At 59.8% G+C, this 14,664-nt stretch carries 12 protein-coding genes; 7 read left to right on the top strand and 5 right to left on the bottom strand.

Annotation, left to right across the window (positions count from 1 at the left end; genetic code table 11):
• Positions 1-561 precede the first annotated feature (561 nt).
• From acdA to BF99_RS20995, 3 genes are all read right to left on the bottom strand, one after another.
• Positions 562-1,782 (bottom strand): 3-sulfinopropanoyl-CoA desulfinase, encoded by a 1,221-nt coding sequence (gene acdA / locus BF99_RS0113715; protein WP_025771358.1) that lies wholly within the window; start codon positions 1,780-1,782, stop codon positions 562-564.
• A 106-nt stretch (positions 1,783-1,888) separates the two neighbouring features.
• On the bottom strand, positions 1,889-2,680 hold the full coding sequence (locus BF99_RS0113720) for a fumarylacetoacetate hydrolase family protein (protein WP_197019152.1): 792 nt from the start codon (positions 2,678-2,680) through the stop codon (positions 1,889-1,891).
• A 267-nt stretch (positions 2,681-2,947) separates the two neighbouring features.
• Positions 2,948-3,970 (bottom strand): DNA-methyltransferase, encoded by a 1,023-nt coding sequence (locus BF99_RS20995; protein WP_025771360.1) that lies wholly within the window; start codon positions 3,968-3,970, stop codon positions 2,948-2,950.
• Between the two features lie 279 nt (positions 3,971-4,249).
• Between BF99_RS20995 and BF99_RS23035 the strand changes: the two genes are divergently transcribed.
• Positions 4,250-4,429 (top strand): hypothetical protein, encoded by a 180-nt coding sequence (locus BF99_RS23035; protein ID WP_156013321.1) that lies wholly within the window; start codon positions 4,250-4,252, stop codon positions 4,427-4,429.
• Here BF99_RS23035 and BF99_RS0113745 read toward each other — a convergent pair whose 3' ends face one another.
• Positions 4,430-4,639: a hypothetical protein gene (locus tag BF99_RS0113745; RefSeq protein ID WP_156013322.1), complete on the bottom strand. Its 210-nt coding sequence runs from the start codon at positions 4,637-4,639 to the stop codon at positions 4,430-4,432.
• An 86-nt stretch (positions 4,640-4,725) separates the two neighbouring features.
• Between BF99_RS0113745 and glnE the strand changes: the two genes are divergently transcribed.
• The 6 genes from glnE (at position 4,726) to BF99_RS0113780 (ending at position 13,588) form a co-directional block, all read left to right on the top strand.
• Positions 4,726-7,671 carry a bifunctional [glutamate--ammonia ligase]-adenylyl-L-tyrosine phosphorylase/[glutamate--ammonia-ligase] adenylyltransferase gene (gene glnE / locus BF99_RS0113750; RefSeq protein ID WP_051482924.1) on the top strand — a complete coding sequence of 982 codons (2,946 nt, stop codon included), beginning with the start codon at positions 4,726-4,728 and terminating at the stop codon, positions 7,669-7,671.
• A gap of 374 nt (positions 7,672-8,045) precedes the next feature.
• Positions 8,046-8,291, top strand: coding sequence for a zinc-finger domain-containing protein (locus tag BF99_RS0113760; protein WP_025771364.1), 246 nt, complete (start codon positions 8,046-8,048; stop codon positions 8,289-8,291).
• A 28-nt stretch (positions 8,292-8,319) separates the two neighbouring features.
• On the top strand, positions 8,320-10,161 hold the full coding sequence (gene msbA, locus BF99_RS0113765) for a lipid A export permease/ATP-binding protein MsbA (RefSeq protein WP_025771365.1): 1,842 nt from the start codon (positions 8,320-8,322) through the stop codon (positions 10,159-10,161).
• Between the two features lie 36 nt (positions 10,162-10,197).
• Positions 10,198-11,553: an O-antigen ligase family protein gene (locus BF99_RS0113770; protein WP_025771366.1), complete on the top strand. Its 1,356-nt coding sequence runs from the start codon at positions 10,198-10,200 to the stop codon at positions 11,551-11,553.
• Positions 11,554-11,558: 5 nt separating this feature from the next.
• Positions 11,559-12,635, top strand: a complete 1,077-nt coding sequence (locus tag BF99_RS0113775) for a glycosyltransferase family 4 protein (protein ID WP_197019153.1) — start codon at positions 11,559-11,561, stop codon at positions 12,633-12,635.
• The gene (locus BF99_RS0113780; protein ID WP_197019154.1) at positions 12,632-13,588 is read left to right on the top strand and encodes a glycosyltransferase; all 957 of its coding nucleotides are present in this window, start codon (positions 12,632-12,634) and stop codon (positions 13,586-13,588) included. The genes BF99_RS0113775 and BF99_RS0113780 overlap by 4 nt, the downstream gene beginning before the upstream one ends.
• A 119-nt stretch (positions 13,589-13,707) precedes the next feature.
• Here the strand turns inward: BF99_RS0113780 and BF99_RS21000 are convergent, their stop codons facing one another.
• A complete protein-coding gene (locus BF99_RS21000) occupies positions 13,708-14,664 on the bottom strand; it encodes an LpxL/LpxP family acyltransferase (RefSeq protein ID WP_197019155.1) in 957 nt (318 codons plus the stop codon).

Genomic DNA, 14,664 nt, shown 5'->3' on the forward strand with positions numbered 1-14,664 from the left:
AAAGAATGGCACATTCAGAGTAGGTCCGAGGGCTTGGGTCTTCAAGACCATTTCCATCAAAATGAAGGACATGCCCCATAAGATCGCCAGCAGGCATAGGAGCTTCCAAGCGAGGAAGTCGAGTTTCAAGGGGGCGGGGCTCATCGGCTATGATGGATCCGGGTGATCAAGGAGGGTCGAAAGAAAAGGGTTGCGGGTGACGATTGAAAAAGGCTTGGCTTCCTCGGTGCATGCAGCCACGCATGCAGCCACACTTGCAGCGAGCGATGTGCGAGGATTGAAGTGGCGGCGAGGTGGATTGCCGTTTGGTCCTATCCGCCTCGGCCACCTTCACGCTTGTCGCCGATTTCGCTTGCTCTTGGTCGTTTTTCGTCGATCCCCGCTTGTCGAGACCGGCGGCTTTTTTGCATCGCCCCTTGGCGTCACGCTCGGGTAGCCTTGCCCTCGATATCTCCCGCTATCCCCGCCTTCGATATCCCCGATGCAATCGATGTTCGACGGGCTCGTCGATCCCGCCCATGCCGGATCGAGGGATCGAATCGACGCTTCGAACCATCGCCGCTAGGTCGCTTGGCGGATATATCCATCCCGGGTCTGCGGCAGTTTGCGGCCCAAGATGCGCGATGCCACCACGGTGCGCAGGATCTGCGCGGTTCCGCCCCCGATGGTGAACATCCGGGCATCGCGCACCATCCGCTCCAGCGGCAGCCGGCGGGAATATCCCCGCGCCCCGAAGCATTGCAGGGCGTCGTTGCTGACCCGGATCGCCATCTCCGAGGAGAATATCTTGGCTTGGGCGGCCAAGGTCATATCCGGGAAGGGGTTCGCGCTCGCCGCCGCCGATCGCACCATCGCTCGGGCGGCGGCGATTTTGATGCTCATATCCGCAAGCATCCATTGCAGCCCTTGGAATTCGGCAATCGGCCGCCCGAACTGCTCGCGTTCGCCGACATAGTCAAGGGCCAGTTTGTAGGCGCCATCGGCAATCCCCAAAGCCACCGTCGCCGCTCCGACCCGCTGCGAGTTGTAGGCGTTCATCAGATCCGCAAAGCCGCGGCCGAATCCTCTCGGGGGAAATAGGACGCGCTCTTTCGGGATTTCCATGTCCCGAAAGCGGATGACGGTTTCCGGGATGCCGCGCAATCCCATCGTCGGTTCGCGAGGGCCGATTTCGAGCCCCGCGGTCTCGCCGCGGATCGCGATGAATCCTCCGATCCCCTCTTCCTTCCCTCGCTCGTCGAAAACCCGCGCGAAAATCAAGTGCAGGCGCGATACCCCGCCGCCGGTGATCCAGTGCTTCATGCCATTGACGACATAGACATCGCCGCGGCGGTCGGCGCGGGTGGACATCTCGCCGGCGGCGCTGCCCGCTTGGGGCTCGGTGATGCAGATGGCGGGTTTGTCGCCGGCCAGCACCGATTGTGCGCCCAGCCGCTTTTGAGCCTCGGTTCCGTAGTGCATCAAGGCCGAAATCGCCCCCATATTGGCTTCGACCACGATGCGCCCGGTTACGCCGCAGACCTGCGCCATCTCGTCGATGACGATGCAGGCATCGAGGAAGCTCGATCCTCGACCGCCGTAGGAGACGGGGATGGTCATCCCCATCATGCCCGCTTCGCGCAAGGCTTCGACATTCTCCCAAGGATATTCCTCGCTGCGATCCACGTGCGCCGCTCGAGGCGCGATCACCTCGAGGGCGAGGGTCCGCGCCCGCTCCCGCAGAGCCCGTTGTTCGTCGTTCAAGGAGAACTGCGACGGGTGATGGTCGTTATCGTTCGTCATTGGATGGATCGCCGGAGGAATCAAAGCTTCGGATTTCTCGAGTTGTCGGATGGATTGGCAGGATCCGTCGGTGCGAACCCGGCCCGCTTCTTCTACCCCACTTCTTCTATCCCACTTCGATTCGAATTTCGTCGATCCCCTCGACCCCCCCGACCATCACATCCCCGCGTTCCACCGCCCCGACCCCGGCCGGGGTGCCGGTGAAGATCAGATCCCCCGCCGCCAAGGTGAAAAGGGAAGAAAGCCGCTCGATGATGCCCGCAACCGGCCAGATCAACTCGCCAAGATCCCCGTCCTGCCGGATCTTCCCGTTGACCTCCAGCCAGATACGCCCCTTCGTCGGATGCCCGGTGCGTGTCACCGGATGCACCCGAGAACACGGTGCGGCGTGATCGAAGGATTTTCCCGCCTCCCAAGGGCGGCCGAGTTTTTTCGCCTCGCCTTGGAGGTCGCGGCGGGTCATGTCGATACCGACGGCATAGCCCCAAATATGATCGAGGGCTCGATCGGTGGGGATCTTCGCCCCTCCTTGCCCGAGGGCGCAGACCAGTTCGATCTCGAAATGAAGATCTTTCGAAGCCGGAGGATAGGGAAGGATCGATCCGCCGGGCAGCAGGGAATCGGGATTCTTTTGGAAGAAGAAAGGATCCTCTCGATCCGGATCGTGTCCCATTTCGCGGGTGTGAGCGGCATAGTTGCGGCCGACGCAATAGACTCGGCGCACCGGGAATCGCAAGTCGCTGTCGGCGACGGCGAGGCTCGAGGCTTCGGGAGGGGTGAAAACATGGTTCATTGCACGATCCCCGATCGAGGTGGTCGGCGAAAACGCCGCAGGCAATCGAAGGATGTCGACATCTTGAATCGACGTCCCGAAGAGCGCTCCCTCGAAGTATCCCATGAGCGCCCCAGGGGTTGTTCGGGATTAGGGATTCCCATCCGCGAATTCTTTTTTGCGGATTATGGTCCCTATCGATCGCCGGCGCACCGCCGAGGGCATTGACCGGCCGGGATTGCTTCGCATCCTCGATGCCGGTCGGGTCATCGGGAGCTGCGCATCGCCGCCCCGACCTGACTCGGGGGCGAATTTCGCTTCGTAGCACCCTATTCCCGTCAAGCAGAAGAATCCGACCCGCGGGCTTGGTCGGCCATCGCGCGAGTCCCCGAATCATCGCCGCAAGAGGGTCGGATCCGTCCTTCGGGGGATATCCAGCCGGTGATATCGAGGGCGCTCGCAAGAGGATTGCCGTCCCCGTAGCCGCTCATCGACCATCTCCCAACTCTTCGGTGAGATATCGATCCCCGCCCATCGCCTATTTTGGATATCCGCGGCCACGCAGGCGGTGGCACTGCCGCAAAATGGATCCAAAACCATATCGTTCTCGTTGCTGCTGGCCCCGATGATTCTATGCAGCAAGGCCAAGGGCTTTTGCGTGGGATAGCCGACATTCTCCTTCGAACTTCGGATCGCGACCGCGATATCCGCCCACCATGTCTCGGGGATCTTCCCTCGATCCCCGTAGCGCTTCGCCTCCTCGGCATTCATATTCCAACCGCCGACATGGGGCTTTCCGTCTTTGTAGGGAATTCTCACCGCATCTTTGTTGAAGGTCCAGCGATCGCCTTTCGAATACCACAGCAGGCAATCGTGCTTCCGGTTGAACTGGCGTCCCCCGGGGGAGCCGGGGCCGGTATAGCACCATACCACTTCGTTTCGGAATCTTTCTTTTTCGAAGATCGCATCCATGACGATTTTCAGATAATGGGACATGGTCGGATCGCAGTGCAGCCAGATGCTCCCGGTGGGCTTCAATATCCGATGCATCTCCAGCAAACGCAAGGCCATATAAAAGAGATAGGCGGTATCGGAGTCTCGTTGCGCGGCCCGGATCGCTCGATATAACATCGGATGCTTGGCTTCGATGAGATCGATTCGTTCTTTTGCGACCGCCTTCGGTGTCCAGCGATCACTGAATTCGGCGCCGTCGGCCTTGCTGTCGATCCGGGCGGCATAATCCTTGTTGGAATTGAAGGGGGGATCCAAGTAAATCAGATCGATGCATTCGCTGTCGATCCCTTGCAGAACCAAGAGATTGTCTTGCGTCCAGATCGTCCCGGATTCGAAATTCGGTCGGCGCACGGTGCTCAATCCTTTTTTTTGCGAAGCGATGAAGAGCGTTTTTCGATTCATCGGCGATCCCGATGGGAATTGTCGCCTCGGATCGTTTTTTTCAGATCGCCGATTTTCAAGCGAAGGTGTCGGATTATTGCCGCTCTTTCGAATCTTGCGAGCATCGCTTTTTCTGGACAGATGTATAGTGCCGATATACGATCCGACGAAAGATCGTCGACGATGCCATCGCCGAGGCCGTCAGGAGAGCGATGAGAACGAAAAGGACAGTACAGGTCAGCAGGATCGCATGGTCCGGATCCGCCCACCGGTCTTGGTTGAGATAAAGGGCGCAAGTCGATGAGTGAACACGACAAGCAAGAGATGATCGACAGGCTCTTCAATGAACACGAGGTCGGAATTCGAGTGATGGAAGAGACCGTGAAAAACATTGACCGAAGGCTCGGCCGGATGGAAGTCTCCAACTACATCATCGTCGGAACGATCGCCGCCGGCACCATCAAATTGATCGTCGGTTGATCAGGCACGGCACCTCATCCCGGCATCCTCTCGGTGGCCGTGGACGCAATAGCGAGGGCGCTCGATCCGGTCTCGAAGGGGGGCGTCGTCCTCGATGGCTTTATGCGGTCCGCTTCGGATGTGGCCTCGATGATGCCTCGACGCCGGCATCGGATTCACCGTCGAGATGCAAACGCCAACGACGAAGTGCCTGTCCTTGATTTGGGGCATCGCCGGAATATCGTTATTCTCAATATCCAGATCTTCATATCCAAATCCTCGAAATAACGAGTTCACCGGAGCGAGGCGATAGAGCGATGGGTGCAGCGAAAATCGATGCGATGGAAAAGCCCTCGTCTTGGCGGGGCGATGCCTCCCTGCCGCCCTCGTTGATGCTCACCGCCAGCGATCGTCTGGCCGAGCTGCGCGAGGTGAGCTCCCGAGACCTCGCCGCCATGCCCGGCGATGCCCGACGGGTTCTCGCCTGCTCCGATTTCGTCTTCACCAGCTGTCTTCGCCACCCCGAGCTCTTGGAGGATCTTCTCAAAAGCGGAGATCTGGCGATCTCCTATCCGGGCGATTCTCTGTCTTCGGCGGAGGATTCCAATCTCGGTGGAGGCATCCCCTTCGCGGTGCGGGTGCAGCAAGCCATCGAGGATGCCACCTCGATCGAGGATTTGATGGAGTCCCTGCGTCGTTTCCGCCGCCGGGAGATGGTGCGTATCGCTTGGCGGGATATCGGGGGGCTCGCCCCCCTCGACGAGACCTTGCGCGATACCTCGGAATTGGCCGATGCGATGATCGATTCCGCCACCCGTCGGCTCCACGAGATGCAGCGCGTCAGGCTCGGCACCCCCATCGGGGAGACGAGCGGCAAGCCCCAGCAAATGGTCGTGCTCGCTTTGGGAAAACTCGGCGCGAGCGAGCTCAATTTCTCCTCCGATATCGACCTCATCTTCACCTGGCCGGAAAACGGTCAGACCGAAGGCGGGCGGCGCAGCGTCGAGAACGAGCGCTACTTCGTGCAACTGGCGCGATCGCTGATAAGAACCTTGGGAGAGCATACGAAAGACGGCTTCGTCTACCGGGTGGATATGCGTTTGCGCCCCTTCGGAAGCCAAGGGCCGTTGGCGATCGCCTTCGGGCCGATGGAGGAGTATTACCGCAATCACGGGCGCGATTGGGAGCGCTACGCCATGATCCGCGCTCGCGCCGTCAGCGGCGATCAGGTGCTGGTCGCGGAATTCATGGACGAACTTCGGCCCTTCGTCTACCGCCGTTACTTGGATTTCGCGACCTTGCAATCCTTGCGAGAACTCAAGACGGTGATGGAGCGAGAGGTGGTCCTCAAGGGAATGGAGGACAGCATCAAGCACGGCACCGGGGGGATTCGGGAGGTGGAGTTCACCGCCCAGGCTTTTCAGATGGTTCGAGGCGGTCGTACGCCGAGGCTTCGTCATCGGCAGCTGATTCGGGTTCTTACCCTCGTCGGCGAGCTGCGATTGCTCCCCGAAGAGGCGGTAAGGAATCTGATCGCCGCCTATCGATTCTTACGCGCTGCGGAGAATCGTTTGCAGCAGGTGGCGGATCGCCAAGAGCATATCCTGCCCGAAAGCGATGAAGAGCGGCTTCGAATCGCCGTCGGCATGGGCGATGCCGACTGGAAGCGTTTCTACGAGCGGTTGAATCGCCACCGCGAGGCGGTCGCGGCGCAGTTCGCCCATGTCTTCGGTGAGGAAAAACGCGGCGATGAAGAGGAAGACGATCCCTTGGGCTCGTTTTTCTCGCAAGAATCGGCCGATGCCGACCCCGAGTCGGAGCGAGAGAGCCTCGCTCGGGCGGGCTTCGATGACCCGGAAGCGGTGTGGGAGGCGATCGAGAAATCCCGCTCGATCGTGATCTCGCGCACCAAGGGGATGATCGCGCAAGAGCGCTTGGTGCGCTTGGCTCCGGATCTCCTGCGGGAAATCGCCAAGTGCGACAACGTCATCGAGACCCTCGAGCGGGTGATGGGGGTGGTGGAGTCGATCTGCGGTCGCAGCGTCTACTTCGTGCTGCTTTGCGAACGAGCCGTCGCCCTGTCGCATTTCGTGCGACTTTGCGCCGCAAGCTCGAGGCTCTCTCGCATCTTCGCTCGAGACCCGGCATTGCTGAGCGAACTGCTCGATCCGAAGACCCTCTACACCCCGCCCGAGCCTCCCGGTATCGCCGCCGATATCGTTCGAGAACTACCCGACGAGCCCAATCACGAGGAGGAGCTGAACGGTCTGATGCGGGCCAGACAAGCCAATCTGCTGCGGGTGGCGGCGGCGGATGTATCGCAAAACGCCCCGCTGATGAAGGTCAGCGATTATCTGACATATATCGCCGAGGAGACCTTGCGAGCGGCGGTCAAGCTGGCGTGGCGGGATATGGTCAAGCGCTACGGTCGCCCGCAAACCCTTCCCGAGAATGTCGTTTCCCCGCCCTATCTGATCATCGCCTACGGCAAGCTCGGAGGGATCGAACTCGGCTATGGTTCCGATTTGGATCTCGTTTTCATCCACGATGACGATTCGACGGCGACGACGACCGGAAAACGTCCCACCGATCTCTCCACCTTCTATGCCCGTTTGACCCAGCGTTTGATCCACATCCTGACCACCGTTACCCCCCAAGGGATCCTGTACGAGGTGGATCCGAGGTTGCGCCCTCATGGCGGCAAGGGGGTGTTGGTCAACAGCCTCGATGGCTACGGCGTTTATTTGCGAGAGAGCGCTTGGACGTGGGAGCATCAGGCCTTGGTGCGCGCCCGCCCGGTGGCGGGGGATTTGGCTTTGGGGAAGCGTTTTTCAGCCCTTCGGCGCGAGATCCTGCTGCGCGAGCGCGATGATGCGACCCTGCTCGAAGACGTGCGCGGCATGCGCCACAAGATGCGGGATAACCTTGCGGTGCGTACCCCGGGTGTCTTCGATATCAAGCAAGGGGAAGGGGGTATCGTGGATATCGAATTCCTGGTGCAATATGTCGTGCTGCGCCGGGGTTCGAGCCTGCTCGGCGACGATATCGATTTCACCGACAATATCCGCTTGCTAGAGGGTTTCGAGTCCGCAGGCCTGATGCCCTCCGAGGATATCCGCACTCTCGCTGCGGCCTATCTCGCCTATCGCCGCCGATGGCACCAGCTCTATTTCCTGGAAAATCCCGGTCTCGTCGACGAGGGGGAATTCGGTGATTTCCCCGAAAAAGTCACGCGGATCTGGAAAACCATGATGGATGACTGAAAAGCGATTCCGGCGAGCCAAGGCTCGAAGGATCGCGAAAGCGACTCCAAGTGCGACTCCATCTGCGCCGGTGCGCATCGCCCCATGGCCTTTACGCGAGATGGTCAAGGGCTCGGGCGATCCCGGGCGGCTATAATCGGCGACCGGCGGGACGTGCATCGAAGCGATCCGATTCCATGAATCGATCTCGCCCTTCGATCTCGCAAGAGATTCGGTGAAAATCCTTTTCGGGTATCCGTATCCAAGGGCTCGTTCGCGCAAGATATCCCCGAGCATCCCGATCCGCTTCGAGGTCCGTAGGGATATGAAATCGGCGCGCTTGCCCGGGATTTTCCGTTGACGGTATTTCGATGATTCGATAGAGGTCGATCGCCTTGCTTACCACCTCCGCCGCCCCTGCGCCCGAATCCCATGACGAGCGATCACACTCCCCGTCCGATCCTTCGGACCGGGGCGATATGAAGGATCGCTACAAGGTTTCTCGCGCCGATTTGCCGCTTAGCTGTCCGATGCCGGGAATGCCGGTGTGGAATTCGCATCCCAAGGTCTACCTTCCCATCGAGGGCAGTGGATCCGCACAATGTCCTTACTGCGGTGCGCATTTCACGCTCGAGGCGTAGGCGGCATCCCCCTCCCCCTCCTTTTTCGATGCGCGGATCCCCGCCCGAAGTCGAAGCCGAAGCGCGGGAAAGCGTATCCGAAAGCGCTTTCGCCGTCTTGGATGGATCGGCGCCGACCCCCTCCGGCAAGGCCGTTTATCTACGCCTTATAAGCCACGTTCTGCCCTACCGGGGGACATTCGCCACCGGCATCGCGGCGATGATCGTTTTGGGGCTGACCGAACCTGCGATCCCTGCCATCTTGAAACGCATCACCGATGGTTTCGAGGGGGGGTCGATCGAAGCCATGCCCCTTTATGCCGCTCTCTTTCTGGCCCTGTTTTTCGTGCGCGGACTGTCCGCCTTCGTTTCCGCCTACGCCCTCGAATCGGTGGCGGCGCGCTTGGTGAGGGATTTGCGCCGGGAGATGTTCGATCGCCTGCTCGGCATCCCCACCGCCGCTTGCGACGGCGTTCCTTCGGGCACCTTGATTTCCCGCATCACCTTCGATGTGCAGCAGGTGACCGAAGCCGCCACGCGCGCGGTCACGGTATTGGTGCGAGACAGCGTCGTCGTCGTCGGTCTGATCGGGTGGATGCTCTGGATCGATCTGGTCTTGACCCTGATCGTGCTCGCCAGCGCCCCGGTGGTGACGGCGCTCACCCTCTACTTCAGCCGTCGATTGCGGCGAATGTCCCAAGGATTGCAGCAAACGATGGGCGAGCTCACCCGCGTCCTCCAAGAAAGCATCGAAGGACACAAGGTGGTCAAGATCTTCTCCGGGCGCCGGCGCGAAATGCATCGTTTCGAGAACGCCGCCGATCGCACCCGTCAATTCCAGATTCGTTTCGCCGCTTTCTCGGCCGCGGCCACTCCCATCGCCCAGATGGTGATCGCATTGGCATTGGCACTGATCCTGATCCTGTGCGCGAAGCGTTTTTCCGCGCAAGCGATGGGCATCGGTGATTTCGTGAGTTTTTTCACCGCGATGGCGCTGCTGTTCTCCCCCATCAAGCGGTTGACGAGCGTCAACGCCCCCTTGCAAAAGGGTATCGCGGCGGCCATCACCGTCTTCGCCTTGATCGACGCAGAGGTCGAAAGGGATCGCGGTCGGCAGCGCCTTGGAAGGGCCAAGGGCGAGATCGCGATCGACGGGGTCGGCTTTCGCTATCGACGTTCGGGGCCGCCGGCCTTGGATGGCATCTCGCTGCATGTCATGCCCGGGGAAACGATCGCCTTGGTCGGTCCCTCGGGGAGCGGCAAGACCACCTTGGCGAGCCTCTTGCCGCGCTTTCACGATCCCCATCGCGGCGAGATCCGTCTCGATGGAGTGCCCCTGCCCGAACTGACATTGGATTCGTTGCGTGCCAATATCGCGCTCGTGAGTCAGGAGATCGTGCTCTTCGACGATAGCGTTGCCGCCAATATCGCCTACGGATCTTGTGATCGGGCATCATCGGAGGCGATTCGCGATGCCGCTCGAGCCGCCCATGCCTTGGAGTTCATCGAGGCGATGCCCCAAGGCTTCGATACCCCGGTCGGGGAGCGCGGGGTGAGCCTTTCCGGGGGGCAGCGCCAGCGCATCGCCATCGCCCGGGCGATGTTCAAGAATGCCCCGATCCTGATCCTCGACGAGGCGACCTCCTCGTTGGACGGCGAAGCCGAGCGCCATGTCAAAGAGGCGATGGATACCCTGCGCAAGGGGCGCACCACGCTGGTGATCGCCCACCGACTCTCGACCATCGAGAATGCGGATCGCATCGCGGTGATGGATCGAGGCAAGGTGGTCGAATGCGGCACCCATGCGGATCTCATCGCCGAGAACGGTCTTTATGCCGGGCTGCATCGTTCGGGCTTCGAGGAAGAGGCGGTAAGCCCCCCTTCCTCGTGATGGTCGATGAATCCATCGTCGGATCGCTCGAGAAGGATGCACCGGGAAGACCTCGGATCATCCCTTTGCCCATCGATCCCCTTTGCCGATTCGAGCGCGACTCGTTCGTATTGGACAACCCTTTGCTATGTCGCGATCGCCGCCGCTCCGATGCTCGGCAGCGTCATCACCGCGGTGCTTTTCGTCGCCGCCGTGGTGGCCTCGATCGATCTGTGGCGTCATCGTTCGACCCTGCCTGCGGCGCCTTTGAGCGCTCGCTATCTCGCTTCGGCGCTCGCCTTTTACAGCGTGGTGATGCTTCTTTCCGGGGCCTTGGCGGGTATCGACGGCTCTTTTTTTCGCACCATCGCCTCGTTCTCGCAATTCATCTATCTGATCCCGCTCGCATTGCTTCTTCCCCGCCGGGCGCAAGGATTGACTTGGCTCGGGGTCAGCCGCGCGGCGATGATCGGGGTGGCGTTGACCGTCTTGGCCGCCCTCCTCGAAAGGGAATATTGGGGGAGCGGGCGGGTCGAACTGCTCAGCGGGAATCCGTTGATCCTCTCGGCCTTGCTCGGCGTCCTTTCCTTTCTTTGCGTGGGACAAATGCCGCGCAAGGCGCCGATCGAAAGATATGCGAGCGTCGGTCTATGCCTTGCGGGCATCGCGGTGATCGCCTTTCTCGCCCAAGGCCGGGGCGTTTTGCTGGCTTGCGCGGTATTCGCCGTGCCCGCCACTTGCCTGCTCGGATGGCTATCGAGGTGGCGACCGGCATTCTTTCTCGCCCCGCCCGTGGTGGCGGCGGCGCTGCTCTCGTCGTGGGTGCTGTGGAGCGACTTCCATTCCCCCGTCGATGAAAGGAGCGCACCGATCCCCTTCGCATTTTGGTCGCTGCTCGATCTCGAAAGGGATGCGGAGCGCTCGGCCTTTCATCACCGGCTGATCATGTATCGGGCGGGTTTGGCGGCATGGAAGGAAAAGCCGATCATCGGATACGGCCCGCAAAATCGCTATGGCGCCGCCGCCCCTCATATCCAAGAGATCGTCGAGCGCACCCTCGACGAGGAGCAAGCGTTCGCCCCGGCGCTTTATGCCCGCATCGAACGAAACCCCCAGACCTTCTCCTTCTCCCATCTGCATAATGTATTCATCACCCATGCCGTGGCTGCCGGAGCGTTGGGAGTGATGGCCTTGATATCGGTATCGAGTGCCCCCTTGGTTCTTCTTATGCGCTACGGGGGGCAGGGCCGACGGCGGGAGTCGATCTACGAGGCCTTGGTATTCTCGATCTTCTCGATCATGCTGGGGATGACGAATTTGCTCTTCTTTCACGATATCAGCAATAGTTTCCACCTCTTCAATCTCATCGTTTTTTGTGCGATATTGAGTCGGAATTCGCAGCCAAGACCATGACGAGGGTGCTAGATATTTCAAAGGTCGAGGTCGTTGCGACCAACTTCAAACGTCGCCTTTCGGGGGTGACCAGCACCATCGTGCAGTTGATTCCGCATCAGCGAAAAAGGGTCGATATCGCCGCTTTCGGGGCCGGGCTTCCACCCGATATCCCGACCATTGCTTGGTGGCGCTTTCCGAGCCTTTTGAAAAAGCCTGCAGGTCGCGCCTTTCGCATCTGGCATGCAAGGCGCAATATCGAAATGCTGGCGGGTCTGATTTTGAAGGTATTTTTCAAAGCCCCGTTGAAGATCGTATTCACCTCGGCGGCGCAAAGGCGGCATCGATCCTTCACCCGCTTCTTGATGGCGAGGGTCGATGCGGTGGTCGCAACCAGCGTTCGCTCCGGCAGCTATCTCGATAGACCGCATCGAGTGATCCCCCACGGAGTGGATTGCGAGCGTTTCTCGCCCTTCTCGCAAAGCACTTTGCAAAATGCCCGGCAAAATGATCGAGAGGAGATCTTTCAAGCGCACCGAGAGCGCTTTGCGATCGGCTGCTGCGGACGCATCCGTCACCAAAAAGGAAGCGATCTCTTCGTGCGCGCGATGATCCGGTTGCTCCCGGCCTATCCGGATTGGATCGCCTTGATCGCCGGTGCGACGAGACCGAACCATCGAGGATATCTCGATGGGCTGAAAAGAGAGATCGATGACGCCGGGCTTGGCAAGCGCATCCTCTTTATCGGCGAGATCCCGGATATCAGACCCTTTTACCGTCATCTTCGGTTATTCGTCGCCCCCTCGCGCAACGAGGGCTTCGGGCTGACTCCCTTGGAGGCGATGGCCTGCGGCACGGCGGTGGTGGCCAGCGACGCCGGCTCCTACGCCGAGATGATCCTGCCCGAAAAGACCGGGCTCATCGTCCCTGCGGGCGATAAAGATGCTCTTTGCCAAGCCATTCGAATCTATATGGAGGATCCGGATTCGGCAAAGCGCCAAGGGCGAGCCGCAAGGGTTCACGTGCAGGAAAAATTTTCCTTGGAAAAGGAAGTGCAAGGTCTTTGCGAAGTTTACGAACGACTATGGGAAGAACGATCGTGAGCGGATACGAAATCGCATTCGTGGTCGATATCAATGCTTATGGCTTGATGCAAGATGTGAGGATATTGCAAGACAGACTCGATGCCATCGGCGCCACATCGAGCGTTCTGCATCGAAAAAGCCGCACTTATCGTGATTTTCTATGCAATCGAAAGGTGGCCGATACGCTGATCCATCTCGAGCGGATCCGGGGGCTTTGGCTCAATGCCGCGGATCGGCATTGGCTATTTCCCAATCAGGAGTTTTTCAGAAAATGGTATGTCCATCGTCTTCGATATGTCGATAGGATCTTTGCCAAGACCCGCCATGCCGAAGAGATATTTTCGCGATATAAACCGCCTTGTATCCATACCGGATTCACTTCGAGGGATCGCAAGTTGGCGTCGGTGGATAAACGATGGAAGCGTTTTTTGCATGCCGCGGGAAATAGCAAGCATAAAGGGACCGAGATGGTCGTCGATCTATGGTCGAGGCATCCGGAGTGGCCGGAACTCGTTTTGGTGCAATCCGAAAAAAAGGCCCCTTCGAGCGTGCCTTCCAATATCACCTTGATGCGGGGCTATATCGACGATGCCCAGATGCAGCATATCCAAAATTCCTGTGGAATCCATCTTTGTCCCTCCCGCGCCGAGGGTTGGGGGCACTATATCTTGGAGGGGATGTCCTGCGGGGCGGTGGTGGTGACCACCAACGCCCCGCCGATGACCGAACTCGTCGGTCCCGGGGAAGGGTTGGTGATTCCTTGGCGTCAATCAAGGCCTGAGAATCTCGGATATGAATATTTCGCCGACCCCGATGCGTTGGAGAGCATCATCGTCGATCTATTGGGGCGATCGGAGGAATCCTTGGCGGGGATCGCTCGCTCGGCGCGCCGGAAATTCGAATCGATCGATCGGGAGTTCACGGTCCGGATGGAAAGGATCTTTCGCCAATCCCTCGATGATCGAAGATAGCGCGGATGGGGATCGATCGAATGATCGCATCTCTTCTATCCGTATCTGCCCCGTTGCGCCATATAAAGTTGTTTGCCCAAGCGTTGCGGCGTCGATGCCGACGGCGAAGGGCTCATCGCTCATTTCGAATCCCGCAGCATATCCGGGCCATAGACATCGCTTTCCCCCGGGGGGCGATCCTTGAATCGACGGTGGATCCAAAGATACTGCTCGATATTTTGTTCGATATGACCCTCCAAAATGGTGTTCAGGCGTTCGGTATCCGCCAGATCGTCCCCGCTGGGAAAGCCGTCCAAAGCGGGCGAGAGAATCACATCCCATCCGGAGTCGTCTTCCCGGCGGCGACACAGATAGGGAACCACCCTCGCCCCGCTGCTTCGGATCAGCCACGAAGTGGCGGTGGTCGTCGCCGCTCTTTGCGCAAAGAATCGAGCGAACACCCTTCGAGGGCCGCCGAAATTCTGATCCGGGGCATACCATAGAATTCCCCCGCCTCGCAGATAGCGGATCATCCCTCTCATGTTTTTATGTTCGATCAGCGTTTCGAGGTATCGTTGCCGACCCTTTCGAATCACTGCATCCCAACGGGGATCGTCGTGCGGTCGATAGCTCGCCGCGACCGAAAAACGCCTCGCCAATATCCGGCCGCCGATTTCGAAAGCGGTGAAGTGCCCGCCGAAGAGCAGTACGCCCTCGCCATGAGAAAGAGCATCGGCAAGATGCTCGGCGCCGATGATGCGCGCGCGCCGAAAGATCTTCGGATCGTCTCCCCACCAAGCCAGGGATGTCTCCATCAGGCTCATGCCGAGCGCCCGAAAGTGGTCGCGAGCGAGCCGATCGCGCATCCCCGGCTTGAATTCGGGAAAGCAAAGCGCCAAGTTTCTACGCACCACCTTGCGGCGCTTCGTGGCCCACCGATGCAGTAACGAGCCGATTCCGGCGCCCCAAGCGATCCGCATCCGATGGGGCAGGCGCACGCTCGCCCGCATCAGCCAAAGGAGGGCTGCAAGGCCGATCCGGCTGCCGATGCGCCGCCGGTTGCGCTCGCTTCGTCGTTGTTCGGGTGGTGGGTGCAC

It is taken from the genome of Thioalkalivibrio sp. HK1 (assembly GCA_000583135.1).
In the GTDB taxonomy this organism is placed as follows: Bacteria; Pseudomonadota; Gammaproteobacteria; order HK1; family HK1; genus HK1.